18 protein-coding genes are annotated in these 17718 nt (G+C 41.8%); 17 read left to right on the forward strand and 1 reads right to left on the reverse strand.

Features of this window, described 5'->3' with window-relative positions:
* Nucleotides 1-11: 11 nt before the first annotated feature.
* Nucleotides 12-956, reverse strand: a complete 945-nt coding sequence (locus ACORHU_RS00795) for a magnesium transporter CorA family protein (protein ID WP_000815623.1) — start codon at nt 954-956, stop codon at nt 12-14.
* Between the two features lie 131 nt (nt 957-1087).
* Between ACORHU_RS00795 and uvrA the strand changes: the two genes are divergently transcribed.
* From uvrA to rplC, 17 genes are all read left to right on the forward strand, one after another.
* Complete coding sequence (uvrA, locus tag ACORHU_RS00800) at nt 1088-3919, forward strand: excinuclease ABC subunit UvrA (RefSeq protein ID WP_434364556.1); 2832 nt, start codon at nt 1088-1090, stop codon at nt 3917-3919.
* A complete protein-coding gene (locus ACORHU_RS00805) occupies nt 3912-4973 on the forward strand; it encodes a M24 family metallopeptidase (protein WP_434364557.1) in 1062 nt (353 codons plus the stop codon). Before uvrA ends, ACORHU_RS00805 begins: the two co-directional genes overlap by 8 nt.
* Nucleotides 4974-5104: 131 nt before the next feature.
* A complete protein-coding gene (gene spx, locus ACORHU_RS00810; RefSeq protein WP_000591165.1) occupies nt 5105-5503 on the forward strand; it encodes a transcriptional regulator Spx in 399 nt (132 codons plus the stop codon).
* A gap of 65 nt (nt 5504-5568) precedes the next feature.
* The gene (locus tag ACORHU_RS00815) at nt 5569-6138 is read left to right on the forward strand and encodes an SP0191 family lipoprotein (protein WP_000725125.1); all 570 of its coding nucleotides are present in this window, start codon (nt 5569-5571) and stop codon (nt 6136-6138) included.
* 86 nt (nt 6139-6224) lie between these two features.
* The gene (locus ACORHU_RS00820; protein ID WP_000507059.1) at nt 6225-6491 is read left to right on the forward strand and encodes an IreB family regulatory phosphoprotein; all 267 of its coding nucleotides are present in this window, start codon (nt 6225-6227) and stop codon (nt 6489-6491) included.
* Between the two features lie 3 nt (nt 6492-6494).
* Nucleotides 6495-6914 carry a Holliday junction resolvase RuvX gene (ruvX, locus tag ACORHU_RS00825; RefSeq protein WP_004239076.1) on the forward strand — a complete coding sequence of 140 codons (420 nt, stop codon included), beginning with the start codon at nt 6495-6497 and terminating at the stop codon, nt 6912-6914.
* Nucleotides 6915-6928: 14 nt separating this feature from the next.
* Complete coding sequence (locus ACORHU_RS00830) at nt 6929-7234, forward strand: DUF1292 domain-containing protein (RefSeq protein ID WP_000017626.1); 306 nt, start codon at nt 6929-6931, stop codon at nt 7232-7234.
* Between the two features lie 302 nt (nt 7235-7536).
* Nucleotides 7537-8787: a folylpolyglutamate synthase/dihydrofolate synthase family protein gene (locus ACORHU_RS00835; protein WP_434364558.1), complete on the forward strand. Its 1251-nt coding sequence runs from the start codon at nt 7537-7539 to the stop codon at nt 8785-8787.
* Nucleotides 8788-8871: 84 nt separating this feature from the next.
* Complete coding sequence (locus ACORHU_RS00840; RefSeq protein WP_434364559.1) at nt 8872-9336, forward strand: SP_0198 family lipoprotein; 465 nt, start codon at nt 8872-8874, stop codon at nt 9334-9336.
* A gap of 139 nt (nt 9337-9475) precedes the next feature.
* Entirely contained in the window at nt 9476-11008 is a 1533-nt protein-coding gene (cls, locus tag ACORHU_RS00845) for a cardiolipin synthase (RefSeq protein WP_434364560.1), read from the forward strand.
* Between the two features lie 254 nt (nt 11009-11262).
* Nucleotides 11263-12816 carry a damage-inducible protein CinA gene (locus ACORHU_RS00850; protein ID WP_434364561.1) on the forward strand — a complete coding sequence of 518 codons (1554 nt, stop codon included), beginning with the start codon at nt 11263-11265 and terminating at the stop codon, nt 12814-12816.
* Between the two features lie 119 nt (nt 12817-12935).
* Complete coding sequence (gene nrdD, locus ACORHU_RS00855) at nt 12936-15143, forward strand: anaerobic ribonucleoside-triphosphate reductase (RefSeq protein ID WP_173277640.1); 2208 nt, start codon at nt 12936-12938, stop codon at nt 15141-15143.
* 11 nt (nt 15144-15154) lie between these two features.
* Complete coding sequence (locus ACORHU_RS00860) at nt 15155-15295, forward strand: hypothetical protein (RefSeq protein ID WP_000521615.1); 141 nt, start codon at nt 15155-15157, stop codon at nt 15293-15295.
* A gap of 43 nt (nt 15296-15338) precedes the next feature.
* Nucleotides 15339-15845 carry a GNAT family N-acetyltransferase gene (locus tag ACORHU_RS00865; RefSeq protein WP_173277638.1) on the forward strand — a complete coding sequence of 169 codons (507 nt, stop codon included), beginning with the start codon at nt 15339-15341 and terminating at the stop codon, nt 15843-15845.
* Nucleotides 15838-16428: an anaerobic ribonucleoside-triphosphate reductase activating protein gene (gene nrdG, locus ACORHU_RS00870; RefSeq protein WP_001064219.1), complete on the forward strand. Its 591-nt coding sequence runs from the start codon at nt 15838-15840 to the stop codon at nt 16426-16428. The genes ACORHU_RS00865 and nrdG overlap by 8 nt, the downstream gene beginning before the upstream one ends.
* A gap of 253 nt (nt 16429-16681) precedes the next feature.
* Nucleotides 16682-16990: a 30S ribosomal protein S10 gene (gene rpsJ / locus ACORHU_RS00875; RefSeq protein WP_001284513.1), complete on the forward strand. Its 309-nt coding sequence runs from the start codon at nt 16682-16684 to the stop codon at nt 16988-16990.
* Between the two features lie 82 nt (nt 16991-17072).
* Nucleotides 17073-17699 carry a 50S ribosomal protein L3 gene (rplC, locus tag ACORHU_RS00880; RefSeq protein WP_000160197.1) on the forward strand — a complete coding sequence of 209 codons (627 nt, stop codon included), beginning with the start codon at nt 17073-17075 and terminating at the stop codon, nt 17697-17699.
* Nucleotides 17700-17718: the final 19 nt, after the last annotated feature.

The following is a 17718-nucleotide window of genomic DNA, read 5'->3' on the forward strand; positions in this document are numbered from 1 at the left end:
AGGAACTCCTCTTAGAACCATTTTTTATGGATGAGATAGAGAGTGAGCGAGACACTCATAGCGAAGGCGATAAAGACGATTAACCAGAAGGCATTTGGCTCACCGTTTAGGGGGATTTCATTATCCTTAAAGTTCATCCCGTAGGCAGAAAAGACCATGGTTGGGATGGACATGACGATGGTCACAAGGGCCAAGGTTTTCATGATGTTGTTCTGGTTGTTAGAAATGATAGAGGCGAAGGTCTCTGTCATAGAATGCAAGACGTTTCCATAAATGTCTGCCATCTCGATGGCCTGTTGGGTTTCAATCAGGGTATCTTCAAGCAGGTCTTCGTCCTCAAGGTATTTCTTGATATTACTGGTTGAGCTGGTCAATTTCTTAATCACACGCTCATTTGTTTTGAGGGAAGCCTTGAAATAGACGATGGTTTTTTCCAATTCCATGAGCTCAATCAATTCTTCATTACGAGTTGATTGATGCAGTTGACTTTCGATTTGTTCACTCTTACGGTCAATCGAACGAAGGGCTGTTAGGTAGAGCTCTGCATTGCGATAAAGAATCTGAAAGATAAAACGCGAACGCATGAAAGTGTAGAAATTACGCAAACGACGGTTGATAAAGACATCAAGGACTGGTAATGGTTCCAAACACGTAGTGATAATGGTTTCCTCGGTGATGATAATACCAAGTGGGATGGTTACGTAGTAGGTGCGGTTATTTCTTTCTTCTGTGACTGGCACGTCTACGATAATCAGGGTGTACTCATCTTCAATGGTAATACGAGACATTTCTTCCGCATCGAGCGGTGCTCGGAGGTCGGCAATATCAATATCGAAGGCGTTAGCGATTTCGAGTGATTCATTTTGAGTTGGATTAACGAGATTGATCCAAGTACCCGGTTCAAGCGTATCGATCTCTTTAAATTCAGTTGTTGTAGAGAGAAAAACTTGTTTCATATCCCTTATCCTTTCTCATTTTTCAGATTTTTTCACACCGTACTATTATACTACAAAATCGGCCTTTTGGGTAATAGAATCTCACTTTTTTTGGTATAATGGTAAGCAATAATGGACTAGAAAGAACAAAAATGCAAGATAAAATTGTCATTCATGGGGCGCGTGCCCATAATTTAAAAAATATTGATGTGGAGATTCCACGAGACAAGCTAGTTGTTGTGACAGGTTTGTCAGGTTCAGGGAAATCCAGTCTGGCCTTTGATACCCTCTATGCGGAGGGACAACGTCGCTATGTGGAGAGTTTGTCAGCCTACGCTCGTCAATTCTTGGGAAATATGGAGAAGCCTGATGTAGATGCCATTGATGGTCTCAGCCCAGCTATTTCCATCGACCAGAAAACGACTAGTAAAAATCCTCGCTCGACGGTGGGAACAACGACTGAAATCAATGACTATCTGCGTCTCCTCTACGCGCGTGTGGGGACGCCTTACTGTATCAACGGGCATGGGGCTATCAAGGCTTCTTCTGTGGAGCAGATCGTTGATAAGGTTTTGGAGTTGCCAGAACGCCAACGTCTGCAAATCTTAGCCCCAGTTATCCGTAAGAAAAAAGGACAGCACAAGAGCGTTATTGAAAAAATTCAGAAAGACGGTTATGTTCGTGTCCGTGTGGATGGGGAAGTCTATGATGTGACCGAAGTGCCAGAGTTGTCTAAGAGCAGGCAACACAATATTGATGTCGTGGTTGACCGTATTGTCATCAAGGAGGGTATTCGTAGTCGTCTCTTTGATTCCATTGAGGCAGCCCTTCGTATCTCAGAAGGCTATGTCATTATCGACACCATGGACGACTCTGAGTTGCTCTTCTCTGAGCATTATGCCTGTCCAGTTTGTGGCTTTACTGTTCCAGAGTTAGAGCCTCGTCTCTTCTCATTCAATGCTCCTTTTGGTTCTTGTAGTGAGTGTGATGGCTTAGGCATCAAGCTGGAGGTGGATACTGATTTGGTAGTGCCAGATGCCAGCAAAACCTTACGTGAGGGAGCCTTGGCTCCTTGGAATCCTATCTCATCCAACTACTATCCAAACATGCTAGAGCAGGCTATGACAGCTTTTGGAGTGGATATGGATAAGCCTTTTGAGGACTTGTCAGAAGAAGACAAAAACTTGATTCTCTACGGCTCAGATGGCAAGGAATTCCATTTCCACTATGAGAATGAATTTGGCGGTGTGCGTGATATTGACATTCCTTTTGAGGGAGTTGTCAATAATATCAAGCGTCGCTATCACGAGACAAACAGCGATTACACTCGCACCCAGATGCGTCTTTACATGAATGAGCTGACCTGCGGAACTTGTAATGGTTATCGCCTCAATGACCAGGCCTTGTCTGTTCGTGTGGGTGGTGAGCAAGGACCACATATCGGAGAAATTTCAGACCTGTCTATCGCAGACCACTTGGAGTTGGTGAGCCAGTTAACCTTGTCTGAAAATGAAGCCATCATTGCTCGCCCTATTCTCAAGGAAATCAAGGATCGTTTGACCTTCCTTAAGAACGTGGGTCTTAACTACCTAACCCTGTCACGTTCGGCAGGAACCCTTTCAGGTGGGGAAAGTCAGCGTATTCGCTTGGCAACTCAGATTGGTTCTAACCTATCAGGTGTCCTCTATATCCTAGATGAGCCATCGATTGGGCTCCACCAGAGGGATAATGACCGTCTGATTGCCAGTCTCAAAAAGATGCGTGACTTGGGCAATACTCTCATTGTAGTGGAACACGACGAAGATACCATGCGCGAGGCGGATTACCTGATTGACGTTGGTCCCGGTGCCGGTGTTTTTGGTGGGGAAATTGTTGCCGCAGGTACGCCTAAACAGGTGGCTCGCAACAGCAAGTCTATCACAGGTCAGTATTTATCAGGCAAACGAGCTATTCCAGTACCAGCAGAGCGCCGTGTGGGAAATGGTCGTTTTATCGAGGTGACAGGAGCGCGTGAGAACAACCTGCAAAATGTCACAGCTCGCTTTCCACTAGGAAAATTCATCGCAGTGACAGGGGTATCAGGTTCAGGGAAATCGACCCTAATCAATAGCATTCTCAAAAAAGCCATTGCCCAGAAGCTCAACCGCAATTCAGACAAACCTGGTAAATTTAAGACTATTACAGGGATTGAGCATGTAGACCGCTTGATTGATATTGACCAGAGCCCTATCGGACGAACGCCGAGGTCCAACCCAGCTACCTATACAGGAGTTTTTGACGACATACGTGACCTCTTTGCTCAGACTAATGAAGCCAAGATTCGAGGCTACAAGAAGGGGCGTTTCAGTTTCAACGTCAAGGGTGGCCGTTGTGAAGCCTGCTCAGGTGACGGAATTATCAAGATTGAGATGCACTTCTTGCCAGATGTTTATGTGGCCTGTGAAGTCTGCCACGGAACCCGCTACAACAGTGAAACCCTAGAAGTTCACTACAAGGAAAAGAATATCTCGCAGGTCTTGGACATGACTGTCAACGATGCGGTAGAGTTCTTTCAACACATTCCTAAGATTCAACGTAAACTTCAGACCATCAAGGATGTGGGACTGGGCTATGTGACGCTAGGCCAACCAGCTACCACCCTTTCTGGGGGAGAAGCCCAGCGTATGAAGCTGGCTAGTGAACTCCACAAACGCTCGACAGGAAAATCTTTCTACATTCTGGATGAGCCGACGACAGGGCTTCATACCGAGGATATTGCTCGCTTGCTTACAGTCTTAGCTCGCTTTGTAGACGATGGCAATACAGTCCTCGTTATCGAGCACAATCTGGATGTTATCAAGACAGCAGACCATATTATCGACCTGGGTCCTGAGGGCGGTGTCGGTGGTGGAACCATCATCGCAACAGGAACTCCAGAAGAAGTAGCGGCCAATGAAGTCAGCTACACAGGACACTATTTGAAAGGAAAGTTACATCATGAATAAACGCATACAAGCATTTCTATCTAAAATGCAAGAAAAAGAACTAGATGGCATCATCATCAATAACCTTAAAAACGTCTATTATTTGACTGGTTTTTGGGGCTCAAACGGGACAGTCTTTATCAGTCGTGACCGTCAGGTCTTGGTGACAGACTCTCGCTATATCATTGCAGCCAAGCAAGAAACCAGTGGCTTTGAGATTGTGGCTGACCGTGATGAATTGGCTGTCATTGCAGGAATTGTTAAGGACATGGGCTTGTCTCGTATCGGTTTTGAAGATGAGATTTCAGTCTCTTATTATCACCGTATGCAGGCAGCTTTTGCAGGTTTGGACTTGCTTTCACAAACTCAATTTGTCGAAGGACTCCGAATGATTAAGGATGAAGCGGAGATTGCAGCTATTCGCAAGGCTTGTTCTATCTCAGACCAAGCTTTCCGCGATGCGCTTGACTTTATTAAGCCAGGAAAGACTGAAATTGAGATTGCCAACTTCCTTGACTTCCGTATGCGTGAGTTGGGAGCTTCAGGCCTATCATTTGATACTATTTTAGCAAGTGGCATCAACTCTTCGAAACCTCATGCTCATCCAATGCACAAACCAGTGGAGCTAGGAGAAGCTATTACCATGGATTTCGGCTGCCTCTATGACCACTATGTCAGCGATATGACACGAACTATATATCTGGGGTATGTCAGCGACGAGCAGGCAGAGATTTACAATACGGTTTTGAAAGCCAACCAAGCCTTAATCGATCAAGCCAAGGCAGGCTTAGGCTTCCGTGACTTTGACAAAATCCCTCGTGATATTATCATTGAGGCAGGTTATGGAGACTACTTTACTCACGGTATTGGCCACGGTATCGGACTGGATATCCATGAGGAACCCTATTTTAGCCAAACATCTACAGAAACTATTAAGGCGGGTATGGCCTTGACCGATGAACCAGGTATCTATATCGAAGGCAAATATGGCGTTCGTATCGAGGATGATATCTTGATTACAGAGACAGGTTGTGAATTATTGACCCTTGCTCCAAAAGAGTTGATAGTCATTTAGATATTTGTCAAGAAAAAAGTACGAAAATGACGAAAAAAGTCAAAAAAATTTAAAAATAGGTCGCAAGTCGGATGTTTTTTATGGTATAATAGACTAAACTGATAGTAACATGTAGCGAAAGGGGTAGGTACATGATTAAAATTTATACAGTCTCAAGTTGTACTAGCTGTAAAAAAGCAAAAACCTGGCTCAATGCCCACCAGTTAAGTTATAAAGAACAAAACCTTGGTAAAGAAGGAATTACGAGAGAAGAATTACTGGATATTCTGACCAAAACAGATAACGGAATAGCCAGCATCGTCTCATCTAAAAATCGCTATGCCAAAGCCCTTGGAGTGGATATTGAAGATTTGAGTGTCAATGAAGTCCTCAATCTGATTATGGAAACGCCGAGAATTTTAAAGAGCCCAATCCTTGTGGATGAAAAACGCCTACAAGTTGGCTATAAGGAAGACGATATTCGTGCCTTCCTACCACGCTCTGTCCGTAATGTAGAAAATGCAGAAGCACGTCTGCGTGCAGCTCTATAAACATCAAGGCTGGGAGCAATTCTCAGTCTTGTTCTGTTTTAATCTGAAAAAGAAAGAAGAGAGAAATGAAAAAAATTGTTCTTGTTAGTCTAGCTTTCCTTTTTGTCCTGGCTGGTTGTGGGCAGAAAAAAGAAACTGCAACAGCTACAAAAACAGAAAAGGATACGCTTCAGTCAGCATTGCCAGTTATTGAAAATGCCGAGAAGAATACAGTTGTAACCAAGACTTTGGTCTTGCCCAAGTCAGATGATGGTAGCCAGCAAACCCAAACAATTACTTATAAAGACAAGACTTTTTTGAGCCTAACTATTCAACAAAAGCGTCCAGTCTCAGATGAGCTGAAGACTTATATTGACCAACATGGAGTGGAAGAAACTCAAAAAGCTCTTCTCGAGGCGGAAGAGAAAGATGAATCCATCATAGAAGCTCGTAAATTGGCAGGCTTTAAGCTTGAAACCAAATTATTAAGTGCAACAGAACTTCAAACAACGACTAGTTATGATTTTCAAGTTTTGGATGTCAAGAAGGCTTCTCAGACTGAGTATCTGAAGAACATTGGTTTAGAAAATCTCTTGAAGAATGAACCAAGCAAATATATTTCAGACAGATTGGCCAATGGCGCGACAGAACAATAGAAAATCCAAATAAATAGACTGCCTGAATTGTAGAAGGTAAGGAATTATGCTATAATGGTACTATTCTAAGGAAAGAGGGTGTTAGAATGGGATTTACTGAAGAAACAGTACGTTTTAAATTGGACGATTCCAATAAAAAAGAAATTAGCGAAACTTTGACTGATGTCTATGCTTCGTTGAACGATAAGGGCTACAACCCAATTAACCAAATCGTAGGTTACGTATTGAGTGGAGACCCTGCCTACGTTCCTCGTTATAATAATGCACGAAATCAAATCCGTAAGTATGAGCGTGATGAAATCGTTGAGGAATTGGTCCGCTACTACCTTAAAGGACAAGGAGTCGATCTATAACCTATGAGAATTATGGGATTGGACGTCGGTTCAAAAACGGTAGGGGTGGCCATCAGTGATCCGCTCGGTTTTACAGCTCAAGGACTTGAAATCATCCAAATCAATGAGGAGCAAGGCCAATTTGGTTTTGATCGCGTTAAGGAGTTGGTTGATACTTATAAGGTGGAGCGATTTGTAGTGGGCTTGCCTAAAAACATGAACAATACAAGCGGACCGCGCGTGGAAGCTAGTCAAGCCTACGGAGCAAAGTTAGAAGAACTTTTTGGTTTACCAGTAGATTATCAAGATGAACGCTTGACAACAGTTGCTGCAGAGCGCATGTTGATTGAACAAGCAGATATCAGTCGCAATAAGCGTAAGAAAGTCATTGATAAGTTAGCAGCTCAGCTGATTTTACAAAATTATTTAGATAGAAAATTTTAATATAAGGAGAGGCTATGTCACACGATCATAACCACGAACACGAAGAACGTGAACTAATCACACTAGTAGATGAGCAAGGAAACGAAACCTTGTTTGAAATCCTTTTGACGATTGACGGAAAAGAAGAATTTGGTAAAAACTATGTTCTTCTAGTACCAGTTAACGCAGAAGAAGACGAAGACGGACAAGTTGAAATCCAAGCTTACTCATTCATCGAAAACGAAGATGGAACAGAAGGTGAATTGCAACCAATCCCAGAAGACTCAGAAGACGAATGGAACATGATTGAAGAAGTTTTCAACAGCTTTATGGAGGAGTAAAAACGTCCGGGGGACGTTTTTAGCCTGACGCTAAAAATAAAAATCGTCAGTAAGTCCAGTGGATGTTGTGAGCCCAACTCCTAGAAATTAGAAGAGTTGAACGTCTTGTAGACGTGTTTAGCCCTGCGCTAGAAAATAGAAACGCAGGTATATCCAGTGGATGTTTTACCCCAGATTAACATTTATAGTAGCTAGTTATTAGCTAACCAGGTAAGAGGTTGGGACGAAAATCCTGGCCTCGTTTTTGTTACTTATCATGCTTTGATGTGGTAGTTGGTTGGACATTTGTCAAGGAGATGTATATGTTTGAAGTTGAAGAATGGCTCCATAGTCGGATTGGTTTGAATTTTCGATCAGGTTTGGGCCGAATGCAGCAAGCGGTGGATTTGTTAGGAAATCCTGAGCAGTCTTACCCTATTATCCACGTCACTGGGACTAATGGAAAAGGCTCTACCATTGCTTTTATGAGGGAGTTATTTATGGGGCATGGCAAAAAAGTTGCGACCTTTACCTCTCCTCATATCATCTCCATCAATGACCGAATCTGCATTAACGGGGAACCAATAGCTGACGTAGACTTCATCCGTTTGGCTGAGCAGGTCAAGGAGATGGAAAAGACACTTTTGCAAACCCATGACCAGTTGTCCTTTTTTGAATTACTGACCTTGATTGCTTTTCTCTATTTTAGGGAGCAAGAGGTGGATTTGGTTTTATTAGAAGTGGGAATTGGCGGCTTACTTGACACGACCAATGTGGTAACTGGAGAGATTGCTGTCATCACCTCCATCGGACTTGATCATCAGGAGACTCTGGGTGACAGTATAGCAGCAATTGCAGAGCAGAAAGCTGGTATTTTTAAGGCTGGTAAGAAGGCAGTGATTGCGAAATTGCCTCCAGAAGCTAGGCTTGTCTGTCAGAAAAAAGCAGGATTTTTAGCTGTTGACCTTTATCAGGCAGGTCAAAATTTTTCAATGCTGAATGGCGATTTTTCAAGTTCTTTAGGAATCCACTCACAGCTGAAAATAGGCTTGGAAGGAGCCTATCAGCAGGAAAATGCAGCCTTGGCATTGCAAGCATTTCTTCTCTTTATGAGGGAAGAAAAGGAAGTTGTTGATGAGCAGGTTGTAAGAGAGGCCTTGAAACAGACTCATTGGGCTGGGCGTTTGGAGCGTATTCGTCCTCAAATTTACTTGGACGGTGCTCATAATCTTCCTGCCTTGACTCGCCTGGTGGAGTTTATCAAAGAAAAAGAGCAGGAAGGTTATCATCCTCAAATCCTATTTGGAGCCTTGAAACGTAAGGATTATCAAGGGATGTTGGGTTATCTGACTGAAAATTTACCTCAGGTGGAACTCAAGGTGACCGGCTTTGACTATCAAGGGGCTCTGGAGGAGACAGATGTAATAGGTTACGATGTGATTCCTTCTTACCGAGAACTTATCAGCGGTTTTGAAGAAAGGGCAGATACGCAGGACTTGTTGTTCATTACAGGCTCTCTCTATTTTATCTCAGAAGTACGGAGTCACCTACAGGAGCATGAGCAGATAAATTGACCTCCTTTTTTGAACTTGTTATACTAGGGGAACTGCCAGTTAGAAGAAAATTGCTCTAAATTGGTAGAAGAAAGGAAATTCATCATGAAATTAAAAAGATTCACACTTTCTCTTGCTTCTCTAGCAAGTCTTAGTCTCTTAGTAGCTTGTTCACAGAGAACTCAACAGGTTCAACAACCAGCAGCTCAATCGCAAACTCAACAAACTCAGCAATCACAACCTGCTGCTTCATCTTCTACAGAAAATACAAACCAGGCAGCAACAAGTTCTTCACAAAATACAGTTACAGCCCAACCAACTAATATTGATGGAACTTATACTGGTCAGGATGACGGAGACCGTATCACTTTAGTGGTAACTGGAACTACTGGTACATGGACTGAGCTCGAATCTGACGGGGATCAGAAAGTCAAACAGGTTACATTTGATGCAACAAATCAACGCATGATTATTGGCGATGATGCTAAAATTTACACTGTAAACGGTAATCAAATCGTTGTAGATGATATGGATAGAGACCCATCGGATCAAATCGTTTTATCAAAATAGACTAGGAGGAGACCGGATTTTTCGGTCTCTTTTGCTTTTAGTCAGAAAAATGATCATAAATACTTGCCTTCTGTCGAATACCTGAGTTATACTAGTATCAATTACCTGTTTTTAGCATTCAAAATATCAAGGAGGGGATATGAAATATAGGAAATTTCAACTATTGATGTCCAAGTATGGCTTTAGTCTTTTGATTATGCTACTTGAACTTTCTCTTGTTTTTGGTCTCTTTCTTTATTTAGGGCGAATGGCCCCTATTCTTTGGGTGATTCTCTTAATCATTATGAGTATGGCGACTATTGTCGCGATTGTCAATCGTTCTATGACACCTGAAAGCAAAGTAATGTGGTTAGTGGTAACTTTTATTCCTATCATTGGCCCCCTGCTCTATCTGATGTTCGGGGAAAGGCGATTGTCCAAAAAAGAAATCAAGCAGTTGGACAGACTTGGTTCCATGCATTTTCGGGAGGATAACAGTAAAGCACTCCGCCAGAAATTGAAGGAAGATGATAAGGCAGCTTACGGAGTTATCAAATCTTTGTTGAGTATGGATAGCAATGCTGATGTGTATGATCGAACCGACTCACAATTCTTTTCTTCAGGTGAAAGCATGTGGCAACATATGCTGGAAGATCTCAAGAAAGCTGAAAAGTTTATCTTTTTAGAGTATTATATTGTTGAAGAAGGTCTGATGTGGAATAGTATACTAGATATACTAGAGCAAAAGGCAGCTCAGGGAGTCGAGGTCAAGATGCTCTATGATGATATCGGCTGTATGGCGACTTTACCTGGAGATTATACCATTCAGCTTCGTAGTCGAGGAATTGAAGCCCATAAGTTTAATAAGGTGATTCCTCGTTTGACGGTAGCTTATAATAATCGGGACCATCGTAAAATCCTTGTCATAGATGGTCAGGTAGCTTATACAGGAGGCATTAACTTAGCTGATGAGTATATCAATCATGTAGAACGTTTTGGCTATTGGAAGGATAGTGGGATTCGCTTAGATGGCCCTGGCGTCAAGTCTCTAACCCGTCTCTTTTTGATGACTTGGTACATCAATCGTGGGGAAATCAGTGATTTTGACCAGTATCACTTGGAAAATCAGCCTTGTTCTGGCCAAGGGTTCTGCATTCCTTACGGTAGTGGACCCAAGCCCATCTTCCGTACTCAGGTAGGGAAAAAAGTCTATCAAAGTTTGATTAATCAGGCTACTGATTCAGTCTATATTACAACGCCCTATTTGATTATTGACTATGATTTAACAGAGAGTATTAAAAACGCGGCTATGAGAGGTGTTGATGTCCGCATCGTGACCCCTTTTATTCCGGATAAAAAATTAATCCAACTCATCACAAGAGGGGCCTATCCGGATTTGTTGTCAGCAGGAGTTAGGATTTTTGAGTATAGTCCAGGCTTCATCCACAGTAAACAAATCCTAGTGGATAAGGACTTTGCTGTAGTTGGGACCATTAACTTAGATTATAGAAGTTTGCTTCACCACTATGAAAATGCAGTCTTGCTATATAAAACAGAATCAATCACTGAGATTCAAAAAGATTTTCAAGAGATTTTTTCAGCATCGCAAGAAATTTTTGCTCATACGATAAAAAATAGCTGGTATCAAAAATTGATTAAGGAAATTGCCCAGTTATTTGCCCCAATCTTATAAGAAATCTAGGACTTAGGACACAAACCAGTCCTATTTTTCTTGCCTTTTACGAATAAGAAGATGTAGGAGGAAAGATGCTAACTCAGAAAGAATTGAACTATATCACGACATTTAAACAGACACATTTACACCGATTTCGAGAAATTGAAACCTTTGTGAAACTATGTAAAAAATCACTCAAACAGCCATCGCAAGCTGACAATTCAAGGTCTTTTTGATATACTAAGACAGATAAATTGAATAGGAGAAACGACATGGCTGTATATGGCAGAATAGAAGAAGTATCCGAAACGATACAGAGTAATGAAATTGAAAATAGACTGGATAGGAACCTTGAATCGAACCTGGAAAAAGAAGAGCAGGTAGCTTTCCCGTTCTTCAGACTCATCATTGGAAGTACGATTGTAACGGTTTTTTCTGTGGTGGTTCCTTTACTTTTAGATATGGTAAGTCCCTCTCAGGCGCAGGATTTGTATATTGGGTGGGCTTTGCATCAGGGAGGACAGCTATACAGTAGTTATTATGCTGGTCAAGGTCTTCTTTATTATTTACTACTTTACATTACCCAAGGAGGCATTCTTTTTGCCTTGGTAGAATGGCTAGCCCTCTTAGGAGGAGGCTACTTCCTCTTTTCTTCAACCGACAATTTGACAGGGCAAAGGGATCAAGCTAAGCAACTCCTAACGATATTTTATATTTTGGTATCTGGTATAGGTTTTGGAGGAGGCTATGCTACGATTTTAGCTCTTCCATTCTTATTTGCAGGCTTTTCTTTAGTAGCGCGTTATCTATCAAATCCTAACCATGACAAGGGATTTCTACGTTTGGGGATTTTCTTAGCTCTATCATTTTTCATAGAGCCCCTTACAAGCCTTCTCTTTACTGTAGTAGTAATGATAGGTTTATTTGTCTTTAATGTTGGACATGGACGCTTTATACATGGGATTTATCAATTTTTTGCGGCAGCACTTGGTTTCTCTCTCCTATTTTATCCTTTAGGCTACTATGTCATCATTTCAGGAGGTTTTGGAGAGGCTTTAAGTAGATTTTTGTATCCATTTACTTCCATGCGTATTTTTGCTAATCCCCAGTTAGTAGAGAATGCTTTATTTTATGGTCTATTAACCTTTGGATTAGGAGCTTTCATTCTTATTTTTCTCGGTTTGTTCCAAACTAAAGCATCTAGATTATATGTCATCTCAGTACCAGCTAGCTTTGTTTTCTTATTTGTACTAGCCTTGTTGCTTTTTTCTCAAGAACCTCTTCACGGTTCGCGTTGGATTCTAATCCTTCCATTTTTACTCCTTCTTTTGATAACCAGTATTCGTGGGGAACACTCGGGAAGAATAGCACGTCGTCGGAGAAGAGAGGAAGTTCCAACTTTATGGAAAAAATTTATGAAGGGAAATCTCTACCTACCGATTCTAGTAGTGGTTTATCTAATTGCAGTTCCTTTTGTAGCTCGTTTTGTCTTGCATCCAGCTTCGTATGAAGAACAACATCAAGTAGTAGATAGAGTCAAACAAGAGACAAGTGAGGGGGACCAAATCTATATCTGGGATTCTCATGTTCAGATCTATAAGGAAAGCCAGCGTTTGGCTGGATCCATGTTCCCATCGCCTCTTCTTTACATGAGTACAGAAGAAAACAAAACTACCTTGATCAATGACTTGAAAGAAAAACAACCCAAGATGATTGTGGTGAATGACAAGGTGGAAGTCTGGTCTGAAGTAGAAACAATCTTGAAAGAAAATTACCAACAAGTAAAGACCGATTACTCAGAGTTTAAAGTTTATAAAATTAAATAAGAAAATCAACATCTTGTGTATTTTTAAAAAAATTAGGATTTTTAACACAAGATATTGATTTTTCTTTTTAGAGTGGTATAATACTTTTTAGAAAGAACATTTTAGAAAAGAGCATGCATATGATTGCACTAGAAGAAAAAATTACAACCCTACCAACCCTTTTCGTTGAAAAACGAGATGGGAGACGTGTTGTGTTTGATGTGGACAAGATTGACAAGGCTCTCCACAAGGCGGCAGACAAGGTTATGGACGTGACACCCTTAGTCGAAAAGCGCCTAAATGCTCTGACTGAGCGTATTGTCACAGAAATTCATAGTCGCTTTCCAAAGGGAGTTAAGATTTACGAAATTCAAAATATCGTAGAACATGAACTCCTTGAAGCCAAAGAATATGCGCTAGCTGAGGAATATATCACTTATCGGACACAGAGGGATTTTGAGCGCTCAAAAGCGACAGATATCAACTTTAGCATCCATAAACTTCTCAACAAAGACCAGGCAGTTGTCAATGAAAATGCTAATAAAGACAGTGATGTCTTTAACACCCAGCGCGATTTGACAGCAGGCATTGTTGGGAAATCAATCGGACTGCAAATGCTTCCTAAGCATGTAGCCAATGCCCACCAAAAGGGGGATATCCACTATCATGATTTGGACTACAGCCCCTATACACCTATGACCAACTGCTGTTTGATTGATTTCAAGGGTATGCTGGACAATGGTTTTAAGATTGGAAATGCAGAGGTAGAGAGTCCTAAATCTATCCAGACTGCAACAGCCCAGATTTCCCAAATCATCGCCAACGTTGCTTCTAGCCAGTACGGAGGTTGTTCAGCTGACCGCATCGATGAAGTTTTGGCGCCTTATGCAGAGAAGAATTACCAAAAACACCTCAAGGATGCAGAAGAATGGGTTTTGCCTGAAAAACGGGAAGATTACGCTTGGAAGAAAACGCAAAAGGACATCTACGATGCCATGCAATCTTTAGAGTATGAAATCAATACTCTCTTCACTTCAAACGGACAAACACCTTTTACTTCGCTAGGTTTTGGTCTAGGAACCAATCGTTTTGAGCGAGAAATTCAAAAGGCTATTTTAAACATTCGCATTAAGGGTCTTGGTTCAGAACATCGTACAGCTATCTTCCCTAAACTTATCTTCACGCTTAAAAGAGGACTCAACTTAGAGGAAGGGACTCCCAACTACGACATCAAACAGTTGGCTCTTGAGTGTGCAACCAAGCGGATGTACCCAGATGTCTTGTCCTATGATAAGATTATCGAACTGACAGGTTCCTTCAAGGTTCCTATGGGTTGTCGCTCCTTCCTCCAAGGATGGAAGGATGAGAATGGTGTAGAAGTCAATTCAGGTCGGATGAACCTGGGTGTCGTGACAGTTAACTTACCTCGTATCGCCCTCGAGTCTGAGGGCGACATGAATAAGTTCTGGGAAATATTCAACGAACGTATGAATATCGCAGAAGATGCTCTGGTTTACCGTGTCGAACGTACCAAAGAAGCGACACCAGCAAATGCTCCTATCCTCTATCAGTACGGCGCTTTTGGCCATCGTCTAGGTAAAGAAGAAAATGTTGACCAGCTCTTTAAGAATCGTCGAGCGACAGTTTCGCTGGGCTATATCGGCTTGTATGAAGTAGCGACTGTTTTCTTTGGTAACAGCTGGGAAAGTAATCCAGATGCTAAGGAATTCACGCTAGACATCATTCGCGATATGAAACGCCGTGTAGAAGAGTGGTCTGACCAATATGGCTATCATTTCTCTATCTACTCAACACCATCTGAAAGTTTGACAGACCGTTTCTGTCGACTAGATACAGACAAGTTTGGTTCTATTCCTGATATTACAGACAAGGAATACTATACCAACTCTTTCCACTACGATGTTCGTAAAAATCCAACACCGTTTGAAAAACTGGATTTTGAAAAAATCTATCCAGAAGCAGGTGCGTCAGGTGGTTTCATCCATTATTGTGAGTATCCAGTCCTCCAGCAAAATCCCAAGGCCTTGGAAGCTGTGTGGGATTATGCTTATGACCGTGTGGGTTATTTGGGGACCAATACTCCAATTGACCGTTGCTACAAGTGTGATTTTGAAGGGGATTTTGAACCAACTGATAGAGGGTTTGCTTGTCCAAACTGTGGCAATAGTGACCCTAAAACAGTAGACGTTGTTAAACGGACTTGTGGCTATTTAGGCAATCCTCAAGCGAGACCTATGGTTAACGGCCGTCACAAGGAAATCGCTGCGCGTGTCAAACATATGAATGGCTCAACGATTAAAATAGCTGGCCACCAAGTAATAAATTAGAAAGAAATAAAATGGGAAAATATCAATTAGACGATAAGGGGCGCGCACAAGTGACCCGTTATCACGAGAAACACTCTAAAGGTGGAGCTGGTAAGAAAGAACGCTTGCTCAACCTCAAAGAACAATTTTTAAACAAGAATAAGAAGAAATAAAAGTGAGAGTCAGCTCTCGCTTTTATCTTAGTGGGAGGTAAGGATGGAATTACGCAGACCAAGATTAGCAGATAAAGAAACAGTTTTAGAGATGATGGCAGAGTTTGAAAAATATCAGTCGCCTCACGACGGTGGTTTCTGGGATACAGAAAATTTTTCTTACGAGGAATGGTTGGAAAGTAATCAGAATCAGGAAATGGGGATTAATTTGACTGAAGGATGGGTTCCCGCAATTCAGTTAGTAGCTTTTTCTGTGAAAGGTAAAGCAATTGGATTTCTTAATCTCCGGTTGCGCCTCAGTAACTTTCTACTAGAAGAAGGTGGTCACATTGGCTACTCCATTCGTCCATCAGAAAGAGGCAAAGGTTATGCGAAAGAAACTCTTCGTCAGGGCTTGCAAGTTGCTAAGGAAAAGAATATTAAGAAAGCTCTTGTAACCTGTAGCGTGAATAATCCTGCCAGCAGAGTAGTCATTCTAGCAAATGGTGGGCTCCTTGAGGATGTTCGTAATGGAGTTGAGCGTTATTGGATAGAGGTAGCGAATGAATAATCCAAAACCACAAGAATGGAAAAGCGAGGAACTCAGTCAAGGTCGGATTATTGATTACAAGGCCTTTAACTTTGTGGACGGCGAAGGCGTGCGCAACTCTCTCTATGTATCAGGCTGCATGTTTCACTGCGAGGGGTGTTATAATGTAGCGACCTGGTCTTTCAATGCTGGCATTCCCTATACGGCAGAGTTAGAAGAGCAGATTATGGCAGACCTTGCCCAACCCTATGTTCAAGGATTGACCTTGCTGGGAGGAGAACCCTTCCTTAATACAGGAATCCTCTTGCCACTCGTTAAGCGGATTCGGAAGGAATTGTCAGATAAAGATATCTGGTCCTGGACGGGCTATACATGGGAAGAAATGATGTTGGAAACTCCAGACAAATTGGAACTCTTATCGCTAATTGACATCCTTGTAGATGGACGATATGATCGAACTAAGAGAAATCTCATGCTCCAGTTTCGAGGTTCGTCCAATCAACGAATTATCGATGTGCAAAAATCCCTCAAAGGTGGGCAAGTAGTGATTTGGGATAAGCTCAATGACGGAAAAGAAAGCTATGAACAGGTGAAGAGAGAGTAACTTTTTTCCATAGAATATTTAAATAAATGACCTATCAAAAAAGAAAACATTTTCATGTTAAAAATTTTAAAAAACAGCAACGAATCCCTTGCAATCGCAGGGGCTTTGTGTTATTCTATTATGGTGCTGTAAATTACAGTCTTAGCTTTGATGCAAGAGGTTGCGACACGCTCGGTTGCATTGCCACGCAACACCGCGTCGGTTTTCTTGTGGAGCTAGCCTATTATCTTAAATAGACGAAAAGGAGAAAAAGATGGCAAACAAAAAAATCCGTATCCGTTTGAAAGCTTACGAACACCGTACGCTTGATACAGCGGCTGCAAAAATCGTAGAATCAGCTACTCGTACAGGTGCACAAGTTGCGGGTCCAATCCCACTTCCAACTGAACGTAGCCTCTACACAATCATTCGTGCGACTCACAAATATAAAGACTCTCGCGAACAATTTGAAATGCGTACACACAAACGTTTGATCGATATCGTTAACCCAACTCAAAAAACAGTTGATGCTTTGATGAAATTGGATCTTCCAAGTGGTGTAAACGTAGAAATCAAACTTTAATCTAAAGCTTGATACCTTGAGCATAAAAAACGCTCGTTAAAAACTTTTTGAATAAAAAATATAGAAAAGGAACTATTTTCTCATGACAAAAGGAATCTTAGGGAAAAAAGTGGGAATGACTCAAATCTTCACTGAAGCTGGCGAATTGATCCCTGTAACAGTTATTGAAGCAACTCCAAACGTTGTTCTTCAAGTTAAAACTGTTGAAACAGACGGATACAACGCTATCCAAGTTGGTTTCGATGACAAACGCGAAGTATTGAGCAACAAACCTGCTAAAGGACATGTAGCGAAAGCTAACACGGCTCCTAAGCGCTTCATTCGTGAATTCAAAAACGTTGAAGGCTTGGAAGTTGGTGCTGAAATTACAGTTGAAACATTCGCAGCTGGAGACGTTGTTGACGTAACTGGTACTTCTAAAGGTAAAGGTTTCCAAGGTGTTATCAAGCGCCACGGACAATCACGTGGACCAATGGCTCACGGTTCTCGTTACCACCGTCGTCCAGGTTCAATGGGACCTGTTGCACCTAACCGCGTATTCAAAGGTAAAAACCTTGCAGGACGTATGGGTGGCGACCGCGTAACAATTCAAAACCTTGAAGTTGTACAAGTTGTTCCAGAAAAGAACGTTATCCTTATCAAAGGTAACGTACCAGGTGCTAAGAAATCTCTTATCACTATCAAATCAGCAGTTAAAGCTGGTAAATAATAAAGAAAGGGGAAATCAG

Origin of the sequence: Streptococcus sp. KHUD_015, assembly GCF_051106265.1 — a bacterium.
Classification (GTDB): Bacteria; Bacillota; Bacilli; order Lactobacillales; family Streptococcaceae; genus Streptococcus.